Here is a 20,450-nt window from a genome sequence, read left to right on the forward strand (position 1 = left end):
TTAATTTAACTAAACAAAGGAATTATATAATATTAGCTCAACTTCCAACATCCGCTCCAGAGCCTGATAAAAAAACAAGCAATCCACATCCCCACACTAACTTATAAGGAATAAAAAAAGATTTTAAATCTAAAAAAAAAATACGAGAAATTAATAAAAAAGAATAGGCCTGCGGATTAAACCCCGTTAAACCGATCAAGATCCAGACACTGCTTCCTTCTGAATGCGTTCCAAATGCGCCTGAAAATCAAAGGGAGACGACACCTTAAGAAGCTGCTCGCCGTCTGCTACTGCATCAAGATTTTCCATACTCCCGGAAATCACGAAAGGGACGCTATTTCCTTCGACAATAGACTCAATATAACCATTAACCTTATTGATTTTAGGGGTAACGAACATGGTCATCAAAAGATTCGGTTCAGCGATTTCAATAACCTTTTTGATATTTGCAATTGGTACTCCCTGACCTAAATAATAAACATTCCACCCCATTTCCTTTGCTATAAAACTCGCAAGCAGCAATCCAATCTCGTGCTCTTCGCCTTCTAAAAGAAACAGAACGATTGACGGAGCCCCCTTTGGCGGAATAGACAAACGCTCTATGGCGGCAATAATCTTTTGTCGAATAAGATTTGACATATAATGTTCCTGAGCTATCATTGCCTTGTTGGTGGTCCATAGAACACCTACATACTGCAGAAAAGGATAGATCGATTCTGTTATCGTTCTCAAAAACCCTTTTTTAATAACCTGCCTTTCAAATATATTGTCAAAATCCTCCTCGTTCATTTCCAGCATACTCAGCGTAAGTCCTTTCATATCATCGCTTGACTCTGATTCAGGATCGGCCAATACTTTGGCGACCTCCTCGTAAATCTCTTCAGGGGTCATCTTATTCAATTTGGATACCCTGTATCCGTTTCGAACGAGTATTCCAAAATTCAGAAGCATCTTCAACTGCTCGTCAGAATAATACCTAATATTGGTAGGGGTCCGCATTGGATTCAAAAAATCATACCTACGCTCCCAAATCCTCAGCGTATGCGCCTTAATTCCTGTAAGAGCTTCTACTTGAGCTACCGAATATGTTACCATGTTTAGTTTTTTTAATTAAAAGATGGACAAATATAGAAACTTTATACCTTACAAAGCAAGTAAAATCAGGAAAATTATTTTTTTTGTTCATTTTTTTTACTTTTTTCTTGGACAGTAATTATTTTTTTATTTATATTTGTCGAACTATTTTAATTAAATTATTAAACAACCAAAAATTTTATCCAAATGAATTATTTAAAAAAACTTACGTGGGCCGTTTTAATAATGGCCATTCCGTTGCTAATAACAAGTTGTAGCGACGATGATGATGATAACGGCAACTCGAGCAAAAACATTGTTCAGGTTGCACAGAGTTCTCCGGAACTAAGCATTTTAGTAGACGCTATTGTAGCGGCTGACCTGGTAGGAGTTCTTTCAAGTGACGGACCTTTTACAGTTTTCGCTCCGACTAACGCGGCGTTCCAGGCTATTCCTGAAGAGACGCTGAACACTATTCTTGGCAACCCTGCCTTGTTAACCTCTCTGCTTCAATACCATGTAGTGGGAGGTGAAGTAAAGTCTGGAAATCTTTCTACAGGCCCTGTTCAGACCTTATTATCGGGACAAACCGTTGCTGTTGACGTTTCAGGAGGTATGGTAACCTTAAATGAAACTTCAAATGTGACAGCAGCTGATATAGGAGCATCAAATGGTGTCATCCATGTTATTGATGAAGTTCTTATGCCAGAAGATTTTTATGCGATGACATTGGCTCAGATCGTTGGAGGAAGCCCTGATCACACTATTTTACTAAGTGCTTTGACAAAACCAGGATTATCCGGCTTATTAGCTGCCGCCATGGACCCAACTGCCGACCTTACAGTATTCGCACCAACAGATGCGGCTTTTGAAGCTGTCTTAGCTGCTTTAGACAAAGAAAGTATCGATGATATTCCTGAGGCTCTTTTGAATGAAATTGTTTCTTATCATATATTAGGTGCATCAGTTACTTCTGACCAGTTGGCCAACGGAGACGTTGAAACCATTCTTCCGGGAGAATCAGTAATCGTTGACCTTACAGATGGTGTAAAAATTAACAACGCAAACGTAACCGCAGCAGATCTTAAAGCGGTAAATGGTGTGGCACATGTTGTAGACGCTGTTTTATTACCCAGTTATGTTGCTTATTCAGTAGGAACAATTGCTGAAGTCGTTCTTTTTGAAAAAGACTTTACAATTCTTGCAGGAGCTTTGAGAAAAGCAGATCTTTTAGAAACAGTTGCTACTGCCCCTGCTCTTACAGTTTTCGCTCCGGATAACGCAGGATTTGTTGCCGCTGGTATTACTAATTTAGATGACTTCACTGCTGAGCAATTGAGCCCTATATTATTGTACCATGTATTAGGAGGTGTTGTTAAATCAGGCGATCTTCCTGCCAGTGGAATTGCAGAGACCTTAAATGGAGGTAATATATATCTAGGATATTTAAATCAAGGTAGGGTTTTAGTTAATGGTTTAACTGAAATCACGACTGTAGACATAGAGAAAAGTAATGGTGTGATCCACGTGATCAATAGAACTCTGGTTCCACCAGCACTAAATATAGTTGAAATTGCCTTAGCCATGGCTGATATGGGAGAAGCTTCTGAATTCACAGTACTTACAAGTTTATTAGCTTCTGACGAATATGCAGATATCACTCAAGACATCATTGACGCAGACAATATTACTGTATTTGCTCCAACAGATGCAGCCTTTGCTGAAGTTAATAATGGTGCAGGTTTAACGCAAGAACAAATTAGCACGATCTTAACTTATCATGCTGCAGGAGCAAGAGTATTCAGTTACAACCTTGTTCAGGGACAAGAAGTAATCATGCTGAATGGACAAACATTAAAAGTTTCAAGCATATCAGGTGAAGCCATCGTTTTGGAAGACAAAACTGATGACAGTGCCAATGTTATTGAAGTGAATGTTCATGGTAGCAATGGTGTCATCCATGTTGTTGACAAAGTATTACTCCCCGAGTTATAATTCTTTCTTGATAGTTTGATTTATTTTGGATGGGTGGATCGATGGTTATTGTAATCGTCGGTCCATTCTTCTTTAAATAAGCCTGCTAAATTACTATTTCTTTTTTATCTTTAATTAAACTTATCACAGTGTTTTCCAAAATAAACCTACTACTTGTCATAGCTCTAATTACAGTTACTAATCTAATGGCACAAACCGGCTCTATTAAAGGCCGTGTATACAATGAGATCAATAATGAAAGTATACCTTTCGCAAATATCGTACTGGATAGCACGCTCATTGGGACAACGTCAGATGAAGAAGGGCGCTATGAGATCAGCAACCTGACACCGGGTATATACAACCTCACCTGCAGCTTTGTTGGTTTTAAAACCACTTATCTCTATGAGATAACAGTAGGTTCGGCAGCTGTTACCGACATCAATATTGCCTTAACAGAAGAAAGCGCACTTTTAGACCAGGTAGTCCTGCAAACCAACCGAATTGAAAAATCAGAAGAAAGCCCTTTGAGTAAGCAAACCATTGGAGCAACCGAAATTTACAGAAATCCGGGGGCCAACAGGGATATTTCAAGAGTCGTACAGATACTTCCAGGGGTTGCAACAACCGTTTCCTTTAGAAATGACATTATTGTTAGAGGTGGTGCACCCAACGAAAACAGGTTTTATCTCGACGGTATCGAAATACCAAATATCAATCACTTTGCCACCCAGGGATCATCCGGAGGTCCGGTAGGAATGATCAATGTGAATTTTATCCGTGACGTAGATTTTTACTCAGGTGCATTCCCTGCAAATCGGGGTAATACCATGAGTTCTGTAATGGAGTTTCAACAGATTACAGGAAACAGGGAAAAATTAGGAGGTAGCTTTATGGTGGGCTCCAGCGATATTGGACTTACCTTAAACGGACCTACCGGCAAGAATTCTTCATTTATTCTTTCAGCCAGAAGGTCTTATTTGCAATTCCTGTTTCAGGCTTTAAAACTTCCCTTCTTACCCACGTATAACGACTTTCAATACAAACATTTTTTTGAGTTCGGCGACAAGGATCAGCTCACCATTGTTGGCCTTGGTGCCATTGATAATTTTGAGCTTAATACAGATGTGAATGACGGAGAGACCGATCAGGAAACCATAGACCGGAACAATTATATCCTGGGTAACTTACCCGTAAACGACCAATGGAATTATACGATTGGGGCCAATTGGAAACATTTCTCAAAAAATAGTTATCAAAATGTAATTTTAAGTCGTAATCACCTGAACAATAGTGCTATAAAATATAAAGATAATATCGAAGACCCGGATGCATTACTTTATGACTACAATTCAGAAGAAATCGAAAACAAATTACGTGTTGAAAGTACAAAAAGAATAAACGGATGGAACTGGAATATTGGAGCAGGTTTTGAACATGTAAAATATACAAATTCAACCTTTAATAAAAGGGTTGTAAATGATGAAGTAACGATCATTGATTTTGACTCCGAATTTACCATGCAAAAGTATTCGCTTTTTACACAATTGAGTAAATCTGTCTTAAATGAGCGCTTATCACTTTCTTTAGGTATAAGAACTGATGCCAACAGTTATTCAGATGAGATGTCAAACTTACTGGACCAATTGTCTCCGCGTTTTTCAGCATCTTATCAATTTACTGAAAAGTTTTCTGCCAGTTTTAACCTGGGACGTTACTATCAACTTCCCGCTTATACGGTTATGGGCTACAGAGACAATGACGAAAACCTTGTTAACAGAGAAAATGGCATTACCTATATTCAAAGTGACCACATCGTTGGAGGCGTTCAGTACAACCCTACAAGATATTCGAAGATTTCGGTGGAAGCCTTCTATAAAAAATATGATAATTATCCTTTTTTAACCAATGATAGCATCTCTTTGGCGAATCTGGGAGGAGATTTTGGAGTCATTGGAAACGAACCTGCAGTTTCTAATTCCAAAGGCAGGAGTTATGGGCTTGAATTTTTTCTCCAGCAAAAATTGAGTTCTACGGTATATGGTTTGATTTCTTACACCTTTGTAAGAAGTGAATTTGAAGATAAAAATGGTGATTATGTGGCCTCTTCCTGGGACAACCGACATATCCTGAATATTACAGCAGGTAAAAAATTAAGGAAAAACTGGGAAATCGGTGCAAAATTCAGGTTTCTGGGCGGATCACCTTATACGCCTTACGATATCGAACAGTCTTCTAAAAAAGAAAATTGGGATGTGACCCAAAGGGGAATCAATGACTGGGATCAGCTAAATACTGTGCGAAACGGTAATTCCCATGGGCTTGATTTTCGTGTTGATAAGCGCTGGTTTTTTGAAAAATGGGCGCTAAACGCCTATCTTGATATTCAAAACCTCTATGGTTTTAAGACTGAAACCCAGCCCTTTTTGGATGTAGTAAGGGATGATAGTGGAAATCCTATTGAAGATCCGAATCAGCCTGACAGTTACCTTACCAAAGAGGTCGAAAATACGTCGGGCACAATTCTTCCTTCAATAGGACTTATGATTGAGTTTTAAAACTATTACTAAGCTTCAACCTTTTTTTTGTAGGCCTCTTCATGGACATTGGCAACCGCCCTTCCTGACGGGTCATTCATATTCTTGAAGCTTTCATCCCATTCCAGCGCAATTTTTGTACTACAGGCAACTGAGGCTTCCTGAGGCACACAAAGAGCTGCCGTATCAGAAGGGAAATGTTCTGCAAAAATACTTCTGTAATAAAATTCTTCCTTGGATGTTGGTGTTTGAATTGGGAATTTATACTTGGCATTTGCGAGTTGTTCATCAGTAACTTCCTGTTCAACTACTTCCTTCAAGGTATCGATCCAGCTATAGCCTACCCCGTCAGAAAATTGTTCCTTCTGCCTCCATGCCACACTTTCTGGCAGGTATTTTTCAAAAGCCTTTCTTATGACCCATTTTTCCATTCGTTCACCGTTGATCATTTTATCTTGTGGGTTAATTCGCATGGCTACATCCATAAACTCTTTGTCGAGAAACGGAACCCTTCCTTCAATTCCCCATGCTGCCAATGACTTGTTGGCTCTCAGGCAATCATACATATGGAGTTTTTCAAGTTTTCTCACTGTTTCTTTATGAAACTCCTCAGCACTGGGTGCTTTGTGAAAATATAAATAACCTCCAAACAATTCATCTGCCCCCTCTCCCGAAAGCACCATTTTAACACCCATGGATTTGATCACCCTTGCCATCAGGTACATTGGTGTGGAGGCTCTTATGGTAGTAATATCATAGGTTTCGAGGTTGTAAACAACATCCTTTATGGCGTCAAGACCTTCCTGAATCGTAAATTTGATTTCATGATGAACTGTACCTATGTGGTCAGCCACTTTTTGAGCGGCGGCAAGGTCGGGTGATCCTTCCAACCCTACTGAAAATGAATGTAAACGGGGCCACCAGGCTTCCTGTGTATCACCGGATTCAACTCTCTTTTCAGCATATTTTTTTGCCAAAGCCGAGGTCACAGAAGAATCTAAGCCTCCCGATAACAGCACACCATAGGGCACGTCACTCATCAGTTGCCTGTGAACAGCCGCCTCAAGTGCATCATGGAGTTCATCTATGCTTGTCTGATTTTCCTTTACCGCGTCAAATTCTGTCCAATCCCTTTTATACCACCTGCTTAGTTCCCCATCCTTGCTTGACAGGTAATGTCCGGGAGGAAATAATTCTATTTTTGTACAAACTCCCTCAAGTGCTTTTAGCTCAGAGGCCACATAAAAAGTTCCGTTAGCATCCCAACCAATATATAATGGAATGATACCCATATGATCTCTCGCAACAAAATACTCGTCCTTCTCTGCATCATAAATAGCAAATCCGAAAATACCGTTCATCTCATCAATAAAATCTACACCCTTTTTCTGGTATAAAGCCAGAATTACCTCGCAATCTGAATCAGTTTGAAAATTATAAGTTCCTTCGAATTGTTTGCGTAAGTCCTGGTGGTTGTAAATTTCTCCATTAGCAGCCAAAATCAGTTTTTTATCTTCGCTGAAAAGAGGTTGTTTCCCCGAAGCAGGATCAACGATAGCCAAACGCTCATGTGCGAGAATCGCCTTCTCATTGCTATATATTCCACTCCAGTCAGGCCCGCGGTGACGGATTTTTTTTGACATCTCTAACAATTGAGGCCTTAACACCTCAGCTTTTTCTTTCAAATCAAATGCACATACAATTCCACACATGTTTATTCTATTTTAATTTTTATTAGGCTGCAAATATGATATTTATATTTCAATACGTAAACGTATATTCAATATATGGTTATATATTATAACTTATATTTACTTATTGATTATAATATGTAAGTCTTTTATGCTGTTTTTATTTCCAGGCTTAACACATTGAAATTTCCCGAAGGCAAGCCACAAATCGATAAACACGGCAGGATTCAAGTCAATAGCAAAAAGCCGGAATCACAGAAATAGCCGGCGCTTCAATTCAAGGACCTATTGGCGAAATCATACCAGGTAACTTTGAAGCGAATAGTAGATGGTATAAAAATGGATGAACTCTCGAATTACACCACGATTGAAAAACAACAGGATAAATTTCCTTCACTTTTTTATGCCAGGAAGTTTAAGATTTCCCTGTACATGTTTAACCCAACTTCATTGCCATAAAGTTCAAGCTTATAATCGGGAGTATTCTCCTGGTAATAGGTATATGCATCCTTTATTTTAACCGGATCACTGCCAACTATCAAAGCAAATCCGCCCTCTAACAATTCAACCCATTCGGTTTGTTTCCTGGCAATGATACAAGGTTTTTGATTAAAATAGGCCTCTTTCTGAAGCCCGCCACTATCTGTAATGACCAGTTTACAATGTTTGAGAAGCTGCAACATATCAAAATAGCCAACAGGTTCTATCAATAACCCTTCAAATTCTATATTGAACTTCTTCATCATAACCTTTGTTCTCGGGTGCAAAGGCATCACTACAAGAGTGTCTGCCGAAATTGAATTAAGTCCTTCGAGGATGGCTTTCAAAGTCTTCAGGTCTTCTGTATTTTCCTGCCGGTGGATTGTTGCAAGCACAAAACCATTATGCTCTAAATTTAAGCTCCGAACGATACCGGATTTCTCATCTGACAGCTTGCTGTAATAAGCGACGGAATCTTTCATGATATCACCACTCAGGACCACTTTTGAACCAAAGTGGTCAAAGCCTTCGTTTTTTAAATTTGACAGCGCCGTATTTGTAGGGCATAGCAACAAATCCGAAATCCTGTCGGTAAGTATTCTATTAACCTCCTCGGGCATAGCCATATTAAAAGACCTTAAACCCGCCTCAACATGAACCACTTTAATTCCCAGTTTTTTAGCGGCCAGTGCTCCTGCCAATGTTGAATTTGTATCACCATAAACAATGACCAGAGCAGGTTTTTCCAGCAACAGGACCTTCTCTATTTCCTCAAGCATCCTGCCGGTCATGGCTCCGTGGCCCACCCCATTGATGTTCAAATTATACTTTGGTTTGGGGATTTCCATTTCCTGAAAGAAAACATCACTCATGTTCTTGTCAAAATGCTGACCCGTATGCACAATCACCTCTGTGAACTGCTTTTGATCACGAATGATCCTGCTCAATACAGCAGCTTTTATAAACTGAGGCCGCGCTCCTAAAATGCTTACTACTTTTTTCAATTGTTATTTTATTAATGAACAAATATAATTCTATTGCTCTTTCTGCATCATATATAACTCACTTAATCACGGTTGGCCCCTACCCGGTCATATCAATTTAACCCGGCTTCGTTGACCTATAATTACAAACTCTTTAAAAGCGTGGCCAAATCCTTCGTCAGGTTTTTCCTGTGGTATTGGTCGATATGCTGAGCCTGGCTATTTAAGCCTCCGGCCTTATACAAAGCATATTGTTTTCTCAATAAGCCCTTTAATGAGGTGAGATCATCAAAATCAATCATCTTACCCGATCCGGTTTCATTTAGGATTTCGGCCAGATCACCATCAACCGGCCCAATCCCTATTATTGGCCGCTTACTTTGAAGATATTCAAACACTTTACCCGTGACCACTGATTTTGCCGAAGGGACTCTGTTTACAGCGAGTAAAAGCAGCTGGGATGATCGCTGAAATTTCAGCACATCCTTGTGGGGCACATAGGCTACAAATGAAACATGATGCTGTAATTTAAAATCGGCTATACTTTGATATACTTCCCGATCGCATTTCCCAATCAGTTTAACACTCAGGTCTTGTGCAAAATCTTCAGATTCCTCCATAAGTTCCTTCAGCGCCTTCCAAAGGATCTTAGGATTTCGATCGGCATTCATCATCCCAATATGGGAGATACTGAATTTCGTATCCAGTATAACTTCTCCTGGCAGGTTCTCATCATCAAATCCGTTACTGATGACTACGACTTTATCGTTTCGGTCATCAAATTCCTTCTTCATGAATTTTCCAACCACAACTACGGCATTAGCCTGGTTCAGCACCATGGTTTCCAAATCATGATGTTTTCTCCTGGCCTTATTTGTGAGCGGTAAATTATGAAAATAATCAATATTGGTCCAGGGGTCCCTAAAATCAGCAACCCACTTTACCCCGGTTTTGTTTTTCAAGGCAGCACCTATGAGATGCAAACTGTGAGGAGGTCCGGTCGTGATAATCACATCAACCTTGTTTTCTTTGACAAAAGAAGTCAGTTTCCGAACAGAGGGTTTAATCCAGAACTTTCTTGAATCAGGAATAAAGTAATTGGCCCGTATATAAAGCATTTGACGGCCGAAAAAAGTTGGATTGGGATCGAGAAACCCTGCACTTTGTTTTGTCTTTTTTAATTTTAAACGGCCCAAAAGGGTATTCGGCTCCCAAATGCTTTTAGTGATCACCCAAAGATCCTTTGGCACTTCATGACTTAAGCTGAGATCTTCCACGGCATACGATGGATTCTTAACCGTATACACCAATGGCTCCACACCAAAAGACGGTAAATACTTTACGAATTTAAGCCATCTCTGAACGCCGCTGCCTCCTGCTGGAGGCCAGTAATATGTAATCAATAAAACTCTCAAGGCTTTTCCAATTTCAAATATAGGTCCTTCAAATTATCCGAGACCTTTTCCCAACAAAATTTCTCCTCAATAAATTGCTTTCCTCTTGATCCAAATTCCAAAGCAAGGCCCGGGTGACGATAGAGGTACAATATTTTTTCAGCAATGTCAGCTGCATCTTTCTCCTTATGCACAAGCCCGCTGTTGACTTCTTCAACAAGGTTTTTCTGAGAGCGCGCGTCACTAACAAGCAGAGGCACGGCAAAACTCATATATTGAAACAACTTGTTCGCATAGGTGGTATCATGGTGAAGGTTTCGATGCAAGGGAGAGATTCCTATTTTAGCTATCTGAAGATATGAGGGGAATACAGCAATATCCTGCCAGCCTTCAAAATCAATCAGGTCATCCAGGCCCAATTCCTGAACCTTATTTTTAAGCACTGTATCAGATGAATTCTGACCAACAATCACCAGTTTAAATTTTTTTCGCAAAGAACGATCATTTCCTATGATAGAGAAAGCCTCTATCACCGACATTAATCCACGTCGCAATCCCGTATCACCTAAATATAGGATTACAAATTTATCCTTATACTTTTCAATGACAGACGCGTCAGTTGTAAATTTGGTATAGAAGGATGCACTTACCGTATTGGGTACAATAGCGATTTTTTCGTCTTTTATGCCCGTCCTTTCTTTTAACTCTTCCTTTGCCTCTCTTGTTACAACAATCACCCGATCAGCCTGCTGAACCAGAACACCTTCTTTGTGTTTCCATAAAGCGGGTGAAATCAAAAGATTTCCAGGAAATTTATTCAGGTGAGGATAGGTCTGCATAATTTCCGGCCTGTTCTCATGAAGGTCCAGGATCCAGGGAAGCCTGAAGGCTTGATTGGCTTTCATCACAGCATCTGCGATCACCATATCATGCACATGAATGACCTGAATCTTATTCTCCTTTAAGAAATGGGCAATTTTTCGAGACATCATATTCCTGTACAGCGGAATGCTGTAGGACAATGCCGAAAGTTTATATTCCAGGGTATTACTGGGATATCTTTTGACTTCAATTCCATGTATGAGCTCAGCCTGAAATTTTTTTTCGTAAGTGAGGCAAAAAAGAAAAACCCGGTGCCCGCTTTTGATCAAAGCCAGAGCCTCATTCTCAACCCGGGGATCAGGTGGAAAGGTCTTGTCTAAAATCATTCCAATTCTCATGTCATAAGGAATCTATCGTTCGGCATAGACCGCATAATATCTAGGCGTAAATTTTCTTAGAATAGGCCTGAAACCAATTTTATTCACAGGACTCGACCATTTTTCAGATTTTCTAATATGCCATCCTGACTTTTCCAGCAACCAGTCAAACTGCCAGTCTTCGAACTCGTGATAATGCCGGTCCCACTTATCAGTTTTACTTCTGTAAGCACTGGCAAACCATAATTTTAATGGCACTGTGGTAATCAGTTTAGAAGCCTTTATTGTTTGCAATACATTAAATGGAGCTATAAGGTGCTCAAAAATTTCAAAAGCCGTTACTGCGTCAACCTGATGTTTTTTAACATTCACGAATTCCAAATCAAGATCTTCTCCCATAGTATTATAAACCGTATACCCATAACTCTCCAGGATCTCGCTCAATTCATTTCTAACCCCGAGATCAAGTATGGTTGCCGGAGCCGGAAGTACAGACTGAAGAAACTCAACAGTATGTCTGTATCTTTTTTTTGGAACGGTTTTATAGGATTTGAAATCACTCATTTTCGTCAGGTTTGAACGATTTTTTTTGTCTTTCCCTTAAGAACCAACCTAATGGAATCAGTATCAGAAGACCATAAGAAATCAATGAAATCATATTTCCTGTTTCGATGACCCTTGGCTCAAATTTAAAAACCAATTCGTGCTCCCCTTTGGGAATCATCAAGGACCTCAAAACATAATTTGCTCGCATATGCGGCACTAACTTACCATCAATATATGCATTCCAGCCATCTTCATAATATATTTCTGAAAAAACAGCCAACTGATCACGTGAAGCCGAAACAGCATAAATCAATTCGTTGGCCTTATAAGATGTCAGACTGATACTCGCTGTGCTGTCTTTTTCGAAAACTGTTTCCCCTATTGCTTCTTCGTATTTGCGCTCAAGGATTACTTTTGATTTGGTTTTTAAACTATCAAGGGCCTTTATTTCTTCATTGGCCGTATCCACATATTCAATTTCGGTCACAAACCAGGCATTTCCATTTGCTTCTTCATTTATCTGAACGTTTTCCAGATTGTTCTCCCCCGGAAATATAAAATATTTTGTATTGAGCATATTGAGTACCTCCATATTGTTCCTTGCAATCTGGAAATCAAATAATTCCTGATAACGCCTTGGTTTCGCGGCATGATATCCTCCTATTGAATTATGATAAAAAGAGGTGCTTCCGTCATTCATGGGGTTTACCATAAAATTCATGACCCTGAAGTGTTCTTTATCTTTAAGGATTTCAGCCTGCATAGGGCTAAGGTCAAAAGGCTTTTCAATTTTTGCCTTACTGATAAAATCATCCTGGTTCACATAACGAAGATCGACACCCACCAAATCGAACAGTACGAGTATAAACAGGCCAATTATCACAATATATCTCTTGATTTTATTGGTCATAAACAACCATAACAAACAAGCTGTTATCACAACAAATACCAAGGTGCGCAAACTATCCTGAAAAAAAATGGTTCTTCTGTCCTCAACAAGCACTTCTGACAAGCCAGCCAACATTTGTTCATAGTTTCCGTCACGGTAGCTCTCAAAAGAAAAAAGGCTGGCACCCACTGCTGTAAAGAAAAGAGCAAGACCCAGCACCAAGATGCCTGAAGCTTTAAACGCTTTCATCTTTTCAGCTTTGGTGTATGTATTACCGAGAAAATGATGTACCCCAAAAATGGCCAGTAACGGCACGGCTAATTCTGCAATTACCTGTATGGATGAAACAGCCCTGAACTTATTGTACAAGGGCACATAATCAATAAAGAAATTGGTGACAAGTTCAAAATTCTTTCCCCAGCTCAGTATAATTGAAAAAATGGTTGCTGCAACAAGCCATTTTTTCAAAGGGCCTTTGATTAAAAAAGCTGCCAATACAAACAAATAAATAAAGACCGCACCTATATAGGGAGGGGCAGCTACTATTGGTTGGTCACCCCAGTACATTGGTGCATTTTGTGCAAAACCCAGCGCCTGCTTTCTACCTGCTTTATCTTTCAGAAACCTGTAGGTATAACTTTCCTTATCAAGTTTTTCATTATTTGAACCTCCCATAAATCGGGGGATGAACAAATCGAATGTCTCCATCAGGCCAAAACTGTATTCGGTTATATATGATTTCGACAAGCCCGAAGATATTTCCTTAGGGCTCCCATCCGGATCGATGGTCAGCTCACTTTGACTTCGGGTACTGTGATCGGCATATTCCATCGTAGCCAACAAACTGGTGGCATTCACCCCCACTGCCAGGACAACGGCTACCAACAACAAACCAATGTGCTTTGCAAACAGCTTTACTTCCCTGTCTTTTACAGCTTGAATCAGATAAACAATTCCAAATATCAAAACTAAAAAAAGCAGGTAATAGGTCATCTGAGGATGACTCGCATTAATTTCAAGAGCCATGGCCAGGGCTGTAAGCACAAAACCCAGCAAATATTTTTTATCAAAAACCAGTAACAAGCCCGACAGCACAAAAGGCATATAGGCTATAGCGTGTGCTTTGGCATTGTGCCCTACCCCCAGAATAATGATCAAATAGGTTGAAAATCCGAATCCCACTGCTCCGATCAAAGCCAATTTCCAATCGACCTTTAGTATGCTCAACAACAGATAAAAGCCCAAAAAATATAAAAAAAGATAATCCGCAGGCCTGGGAAGGAATCTCAAAAACCCATCTAATTTTTTAATATAATCATTTGGATAATAGGTACTTAACTGGTATGTTGGCATACCGCCAAAGGCCCTGTTTGTCCAATAAGGTTCTTCCTCAAACCGATCTCTGAAATCCTTTACTTCTTTAGACATTCCCCTAAACTGAGCAATGTCTGACTGAAACAATTCTTTTCCTTCCAAAACCGGTGAGAAATACGCCAGCGAAATGATCACAAAACTTAGTAAAGGGATCAGTACAGGCAGGAATTTCTTAATATTCATAGACCTTAAGTTATATTCAGTTTTTTTTTGATCCGGGCGATCTTTAGTCATCAACTTCCTCAAAATCTATGTATTCACCAACATTATTATTAATTTCATTTTTCTGGACGGGTTTTTTGTCAACCACAGTCTCACCTTCTCTCACCTGATCAGCCGGATCTTGATATCCCTGTTGCTCCCTTGCCTTTTTCTCAAAGTTTCTCACTGCTTTTTGCATCAAAAACGGAAGAAAAATCCTTGCCAACCATTTGAAAGCATAATACCCGAGAATAAGGATCAAAATGAACCGCAAACCCTGAATTGAAGCCTCCTGCATAATTTTAAAATTTAATTTTCAAAAATAACAATTTGAGAGCAACTTAAGCGTTTATATAATGAAAAACTTAATTTGATCAAATTATAAGTTGAACATGAAATCCTTCCTTACAACCCTTCTCCTCCTGCTATTGGCAGAATTTTCTTATGCTCAATATACCGAGGTAATCAATTCCCGTCGTCCGGGATTTTCAGACAGCCCTTATGCCGTGGGCACTAAAGTATATCAGGTAGAAGCAGGTCTTTTTTACAAAGATGTAGGCGGATATCTATACTATGACCCAAATCTTCAACAAACTTTTTCCTATAGCGGGGCCAGTATCGGGTCTGACATTATGTTGAGGACCGGGCAGTTTTTTGAACCATTGGAGTTTAGCCTTGACATGGCGGTTGTGAACGAAAACCGGGACTTTTCTAGACCGGCTGTTTACAGCAAATCTTCATTCGGCTTCAGTAAACTTACCGTGGGTGCCAAATACATGGTGTACAAACCGGAGTATGCCGATAAATCAAAGGAGATCAGGAGTTGGAAGGCCAGGCATAGCTTTGACAAAAAAAGGCTGATTCCTGCCGTGGGAGTTTATGCAGGCTTGAACACCAATTTACTCACTGAACTTCACAAAAATCCTGAGGGCATGAGCCCAAGGTTTGGGATTTATACACAAAACGACCTGTCGAACCGATTGATCGTTCTTTTTAATTTTATCGCCGATAAAGTCTTTACCAACGAAGCCGAAAACTCATATATCGCTACTGTAACCTACACTTTGCACGAAAAATGGTCAATCTTTGGGGAGAATCAGGGTTTTTTCAGAAAAAATGTCCCTAATGATTTTCAATTTGGCGCAGGAGGCGCCTATTTGATCAATCCGAATATGCAGGCCGATCTTTCGGCTAGAATGATTTTCGATGAAAGAGGAGACAATACCTATTTAATAGGTGGTGGAATCTCCTGGCGCCTTGACAAACACAAAGACAAAATCATTGTCGGTGAAGTCGAGAACAATGATGCATCTATCATGCCAAAAGAAAAGAAAAGTTTCTGGAATACCATAACATTCGGGCTTTTTTCCGGTAAAAAATCATCCAGCACAGGAAAAATACGTAACGTAAAAACTTCAAAAGTAAAAACAAGAAGTCTTGAGCCTCCTGTTAATAAAAAAGCTCAGAAGGCCAGAAAGAAACAAAACAAGATGCAAGTCAAGCAAAACAAGAAAAAAGAAAAAGCTGAAAAAAAATCCAATAAAAAATAAGAAAACGATTAATTTTGTCGAATGATAAAAATCCTCGAGATTTCGACAAAAAAAGAACTTAAGCAGTTTGTAAAGTTTCCCTTCACTTTATACAAGGGAAATAAATATTGGGTACCACCTATTATTAGCGAAGAAGTCGAAAGTTTTGACAAACTTAAAAATCCAGTATTCGAACATGCGGATGCCAGGTTCTTCCTTGCCTACAGGAATGGTATGATTGTCGGCCGGGTGGCTGCCATTATTAACAAGGTTGAAATCGATGTTCAAAAAGTTAGAAGAATGCGATTTGGCTGGATTGATTTTATTGATGACCTGAACGTTAGCAGGGCTTTGCTGGATAAGGTTATTGAAATTGGCAGGATGCATCAACTGGAGTTTATTGAAGGGCCACTTGGCTTTTCAAATCTTGACAAAGTTGGTGTACTAACAGAAGGATTTGATTCGATAAGTACGATGATTACCTGGTACAATCATCCCTATTATGCTGAACATTTTAAAAGCCTGGGACTAAAACCTGCTCAGAAATTTATAGAATCCAACTTTCATATAAAAAATGTAGATATTGAAAAGTATAAGAGATATGCCAGCCTAATCAAAGACCGTTACAATCTTAAGGCCATTAATTTCAAGACAACTCAAGAAGTGATGCCATATGCTGAAGACATGTTTGACCTTTTTAATACTTCCTATGCCAAATTATCTTCCTTTGTTCCTGTTAGTGACCAACAAATTGCCTATCTCAAAAAGAAATTTATCAATTTTGTCAATCCTGAATACATCAAATTTATTATAGACAAAGACGATAGACTCATTACATTTTCGATCACTATGCCGTCTTATGCTGAAGCCCTGCAGAAAGCAAATGGTAAATTGTTTCCCACGGGATTCATGCATTTGCTCAAAGCCAAAAAATCTTCTAAGGCTTCAGTGTTTTTTCTGATTGGCATTCTTCCTGAGTACCAGAGAAAGGGTGTAACCGCCATTATTTTTGATGAGTTTTTCAAAACATTTAAAGAAAAAGGAGTAGAAAAAATGATCATAACGCCTGAATTGGAAGAAAACAAAGACATTCAACTTATCTGGAAGAATTTTAAACCTCAAGTACATAAAAGAAGGTGCACTATGAGAAAAGATATCAATTGATATGGATCTTTGAATGAAATATACTGATGAGAATAAGTTATATTTAACCTGCTACACAAACAATCATGCAACTTTTTTACAATCCTGACATCACCGAGAAATTAGAAACAGTTGCCTTTAATAAGGAAGAAAGCAGGCATATTGTGAGGGTTTTAAGAAAAACCAGCGGTGACGAGTTATCCATTACTGACGGTAAAGGAAAATTGTTCCAGGCAAAAATTGTTCAGGCCATGGATAAAAAATGTATTGCTCAAATCAGTACCTGGGAGCACAAACCCAAAACCTGGAATTATCATTTACACATTGCCATTGCACCCACAAAAATGAATGATCGTTTTGAATGGTTTCTTGAAAAAGCGACAGAAATAGGGGTAGATGAAATCACCCCGATTTTTTGCGACCATTCTGAAAGAAGGCAAATCAAAACAGAGCGCATGGAAAAAGTGATACTTTCGGCCATGAAACAGTCCTTGAAATTTAACCTTCCCGTGTTGAACAAGCCCGTTAATTTTAAAGAATTCCTGAGTACAAGCCATTGGGATCTCGGCCTTATAGCTCATTGTGAAGATGGCGCAAAGAATCATTTAAAATCATTCTTCCCCTTTCATCAAAAAATCATGATTCTTATTGGTCCAGAAGGTGATTTTTCGGTCGGCGAAATCCGGCTGGCACTCGAGATGGGTATAAAGCCGGTAACTTTAGGCGAGAGCAGATTACGATCTGAAACAGCAGGTATTGTGGCCTGCAACGCAGTGGCACTTCTCAATGAAATTTTATAACTTGACACGCATGAAAGTTAAACATAGTACATCATATTTATTAGCTGTACCTCTTTTTATGGCCTTTATATGTTTAATCTCAGGCCAACAGATTAGAGCTCAGGAAGTTGCTATCCTAAAATATGAAGGCGGGGGAGACTGGTATGCGAACCCGACTGCGGTTCCAAACCTGATCCGTTTTTGCAATTCGAATATCAATACAAAACTCAGTGAAAAGCCAAAAAATATTGAGCCTCAAAGTCAGGAACTCTTCAATTTTCCCATTGTGTTTTTAACAGGTCATGGGAACATCTTCTTTAGTGAAGAAGCTGCCAAGAATTTAAGAAATTATCTTGTTTCAGGTGGTTTTATTCACATTTCCGATAATTATGGATTAAACGATTATATACGGAAAGAAATGAAAAAAGTATTTCCCGAACTTGAATTCGAAGAAATTCCGTTCGATCATGAAATATACCATCAAAACTATAATTTTAGTACCTTACCAAAAATTCATGAACACGAAGGAAAGCCTGCCCAGGGTTTTGGCCTCATTTATGAAGGCCGATTGATCTGTTTTTATGATTATGAGAGTGATTTGAGTGATGGATGGGAAGACGAAATAGTACATAACAATCCTTCGGAGGTTCGATCCAAGGCGTTGCAAATGGGAGCAAATATCATGGCCTACGCCTTTAAAAATTAAGCATCAAATAACCCCTATGATCGATTCTATTGACAGTATACAGATCAATTTTAATTCAGATAACCTTTGGTTGGTAAACCTTACCTTGTCATTGGTCATGTTTGGAGTGGCTCTTGATATCAAAATGTCGGATTTTACAAATTTACTCAAATCACCCAAATCTGTAATTGTCGGGATTATTTCACAATTTATCCTGATACCACTGGTTACTTTTTTGATGATTATCATCATTGAGCCCTATCCAAGTGTAGCCCTGGGAATGATTATGGTGGCGGCTTGCCCGGGAGGGAATATTTCAAATTTCATGACCAAACTCGCTGGAGGAAATACAGCTTTGTCGGTGAGCCTGACTGCCTTTGCTTCTTTAGCAGCTCTTGTGATGACTCCGCTCAATTTCGCTATCTGGGGTAGTCTTTACCCCCCGACCTCCGAAATTCTAAAAAATGTGGAAGTAGCTCCTTTAGAGGTAGCGAGATTCGTTCTGTTGATCCTGGGTATTCCATTAATCCTTGGTATGATGATCAATAACTATCATCCCGTATTTGCCTTTAAAACCTCAAGGTTTCTGAAACCGGTTTCAATATTGATCTTTCTGTCTTTTATCGGAGTTGCTTTTTATAATAACCTTGATGTTTTTTTGACACATATCCATTATGTTTTCGCCATAGTGATCGCCCATAACTCCTTACTTCTGCTGGTAGGTTTCTTCTTTGCAAAACTCAATAAACTCTCTTATCTCGATCAAAAGACCCTCAGTATTGAGACTGGAATTCAGAATTCGGGACTGGGCCTGCTATTGGTTTTTAGTTTTTTTGACGGCCTTGGCGGAATGGCTTTACTGGTAGCTTTCTGGGCCATATGGGATATTTTATCCGGCTTGCTTATTGCTTATTTTTGGTCTGAAAAAACGAAACCTGTTAAGGCATGAAAAAGATTTGGTACCTTTTTGTGAAATCTTATATGAGACTGGGTTTCTCTTTTTATTTCAAGAAAATACTGATCTCAGGAACAGAGAATATCCCTAAAGACAAGGCAATTCTTTTTGTAGCCAATCATCAGAATGCCCTTATAGATCCGCTTTTGATCGGTGCAGTTACCCCGAGAGAATTAAATTTTTTAACCAGAGCCGATGTCTTTAATAAACCTGTGATCAGAGCATTGTTATCTACGGTTAATATGCTTCCGATTTACAGGATCAAGGACGGAATGAACAGCCTTTCCAAAAATGAAGAAGTATTTCAGAAATGCTATAAGATCCTTGATAAAAATGGAACCGTATTGATCTTTCCGGAAGGCAACCACAATATCAAAAGACGATTAAGGGTTTTGAGCAAAGGCTTTACCAGAATCATCTTTGGAGCACTCCATAACAAGCCTGATCTTGAGATCGTCGTCGTACCAATAGGCATTAATTATTCGAATGCCAAGAAATACGCCAGCAGCGTTCATCTTGTTTACGGACAGCCCATACCTGTAAATGATCATCACAGGGAGTCGGTATTAAACGGCGCCTCTTCTGATTTAAAAAATGATGTAAGCGAAGCCTTGAAAAAACTCATTACTCATATAGAAAATTTGGAACACCACGACAAAATAGCGGCTTCTTTCAAGGAAGAAGAATTTCTTAATCCCGATAATGTCAATGAAAAACTTCTTGATTTGGACCATGAAAACATGCCACATAAGGAAGATGACAACCAGTTTCATTTTTTGCGCCCATTTGTAAAGGTCAATAGTTTTATTCCGATTTTAGTATGGAAATACTTGTACCCGAAAATTGTTGAAGAAGAGTTTATCGCTACGCATCGTTTTACAATTGGGATTACCCTGGTGCCCATCTGTTATCTTATTCAAGCTGGTATTATTGCATCTTTCACGACAGGCCTTACAGGTTTGATCTATCTGGGAACCAGCTTACTGATCGTATACCTGTTTGTAAAATCAAGTTAGG

16 protein-coding genes are annotated in these 20,450 nt (G+C 39.2%); 8 read left to right on the forward strand and 8 right to left on the reverse strand.

What is annotated here, in order from left to right; all coding sequences use genetic code 11:
• Positions 1–195 precede the first annotated feature (195 nt).
• Positions 196–1,095, reverse strand: a complete 900-nt coding sequence (locus tag AABB81_RS08200; protein WP_342159854.1) for a MerR family transcriptional regulator — start codon at positions 1,093–1,095, stop codon at positions 196–198.
• A 186-nt stretch (positions 1,096–1,281) separates the two neighbouring features.
• Here AABB81_RS08200 and AABB81_RS08205 point away from each other — a divergent pair, with 186 nt between their 5' ends.
• Together AABB81_RS08205 and AABB81_RS08210 are read left to right on the forward strand one after the other, a co-directional pair.
• Positions 1,282–3,069: a fasciclin domain-containing protein gene (locus AABB81_RS08205; protein WP_342159856.1), complete on the forward strand. Its 1,788-nt coding sequence runs from the start codon at positions 1,282–1,284 to the stop codon at positions 3,067–3,069.
• A gap of 185 nt (positions 3,070–3,254) precedes the next feature.
• Positions 3,255–5,606, forward strand: a complete 2,352-nt coding sequence (locus AABB81_RS08210; RefSeq protein WP_342159857.1) for a TonB-dependent receptor — start codon at positions 3,255–3,257, stop codon at positions 5,604–5,606.
• 8 nt (positions 5,607–5,614) lie between these two features.
• Here the strand turns inward: AABB81_RS08210 and asnB are convergent, their stop codons facing one another.
• The 7 genes from asnB to AABB81_RS08245 all read right to left on the reverse strand — a co-directional run bounded on the left by asnB (position 5,615) and on the right by AABB81_RS08245 (position 14,640).
• Complete coding sequence (asnB, locus tag AABB81_RS08215) at positions 5,615–7,297, reverse strand: asparagine synthase B (RefSeq protein WP_342159858.1); 1,683 nt, start codon at positions 7,295–7,297, stop codon at positions 5,615–5,617.
• 380 nt (positions 7,298–7,677) lie between these two features.
• A complete protein-coding gene (wecB, locus tag AABB81_RS08220) occupies positions 7,678–8,760 on the reverse strand; it encodes a non-hydrolyzing UDP-N-acetylglucosamine 2-epimerase (RefSeq protein WP_342159860.1) in 1,083 nt (360 codons plus the stop codon).
• 122 nt (positions 8,761–8,882) lie between these two features.
• The gene (locus AABB81_RS08225; RefSeq protein WP_342159861.1) at positions 8,883–10,154 is read right to left on the reverse strand and encodes a glycosyltransferase; all 1,272 of its coding nucleotides are present in this window, start codon (positions 10,152–10,154) and stop codon (positions 8,883–8,885) included.
• On the reverse strand, positions 10,151–11,353 hold the full coding sequence (locus AABB81_RS08230) for a glycosyltransferase family 4 protein (RefSeq protein WP_342159862.1): 1,203 nt from the start codon (positions 11,351–11,353) through the stop codon (positions 10,151–10,153). Before AABB81_RS08230 ends, AABB81_RS08225 begins: the two co-directional genes overlap by 4 nt.
• A gap of 12 nt (positions 11,354–11,365) precedes the next feature.
• Positions 11,366–11,896: a class I SAM-dependent methyltransferase gene (locus AABB81_RS08235; protein WP_342159864.1), complete on the reverse strand. Its 531-nt coding sequence runs from the start codon at positions 11,894–11,896 to the stop codon at positions 11,366–11,368.
• Positions 11,889–14,324 carry a YfhO family protein gene (locus AABB81_RS08240; RefSeq protein WP_342159866.1) on the reverse strand — a complete coding sequence of 812 codons (2,436 nt, stop codon included), beginning with the start codon at positions 14,322–14,324 and terminating at the stop codon, positions 11,889–11,891. The genes AABB81_RS08235 and AABB81_RS08240 overlap by 8 nt, the downstream gene beginning before the upstream one ends.
• Before the next feature lie 43 nt (positions 14,325–14,367).
• The gene (locus tag AABB81_RS08245) at positions 14,368–14,640 is read right to left on the reverse strand and encodes a DUF4834 family protein (RefSeq protein ID WP_342159867.1); all 273 of its coding nucleotides are present in this window, start codon (positions 14,638–14,640) and stop codon (positions 14,368–14,370) included.
• A gap of 94 nt (positions 14,641–14,734) precedes the next feature.
• Between AABB81_RS08245 and AABB81_RS08250 the strand changes: the two genes are divergently transcribed.
• The 6 genes from AABB81_RS08250 (at position 14,735) to AABB81_RS08275 (ending at position 20,449) form a co-directional block, all read left to right on the forward strand.
• A complete protein-coding gene (locus tag AABB81_RS08250) occupies positions 14,735–15,892 on the forward strand; it encodes a transporter (RefSeq protein ID WP_342159868.1) in 1,158 nt (385 codons plus the stop codon).
• Positions 15,893–15,913: 21 nt separating this feature from the next.
• Positions 15,914–17,035 (forward strand): GNAT family N-acetyltransferase, encoded by a 1,122-nt coding sequence (locus tag AABB81_RS08255; RefSeq protein ID WP_342159870.1) that lies wholly within the window; start codon positions 15,914–15,916, stop codon positions 17,033–17,035.
• A gap of 65 nt (positions 17,036–17,100) precedes the next feature.
• Positions 17,101–17,814 carry a 16S rRNA (uracil(1498)-N(3))-methyltransferase gene (locus AABB81_RS08260; RefSeq protein ID WP_342159871.1) on the forward strand — a complete coding sequence of 238 codons (714 nt, stop codon included), beginning with the start codon at positions 17,101–17,103 and terminating at the stop codon, positions 17,812–17,814.
• A gap of 58 nt (positions 17,815–17,872) precedes the next feature.
• Positions 17,873–18,499: a DUF4159 domain-containing protein gene (locus tag AABB81_RS08265; protein WP_342160765.1), complete on the forward strand. Its 627-nt coding sequence runs from the start codon at positions 17,873–17,875 to the stop codon at positions 18,497–18,499.
• A gap of 16 nt (positions 18,500–18,515) precedes the next feature.
• Entirely contained in the window at positions 18,516–19,427 is a 912-nt protein-coding gene (locus tag AABB81_RS08270) for a bile acid:sodium symporter family protein (protein ID WP_342159872.1), read from the forward strand.
• The gene (locus AABB81_RS08275) at positions 19,424–20,449 is read left to right on the forward strand and encodes a lysophospholipid acyltransferase family protein (RefSeq protein WP_342159874.1); all 1,026 of its coding nucleotides are present in this window, start codon (positions 19,424–19,426) and stop codon (positions 20,447–20,449) included. The genes AABB81_RS08270 and AABB81_RS08275 overlap by 4 nt, the downstream gene beginning before the upstream one ends.
• Position 20,450: the final 1 nt, after the last annotated feature.

The sequence above is a fragment of the Lutimonas vermicola genome, from assembly GCF_038433205.1.
Taxonomy (GTDB): domain Bacteria; phylum Bacteroidota; class Bacteroidia; order Flavobacteriales; family Flavobacteriaceae; genus Lutimonas; species Lutimonas vermicola.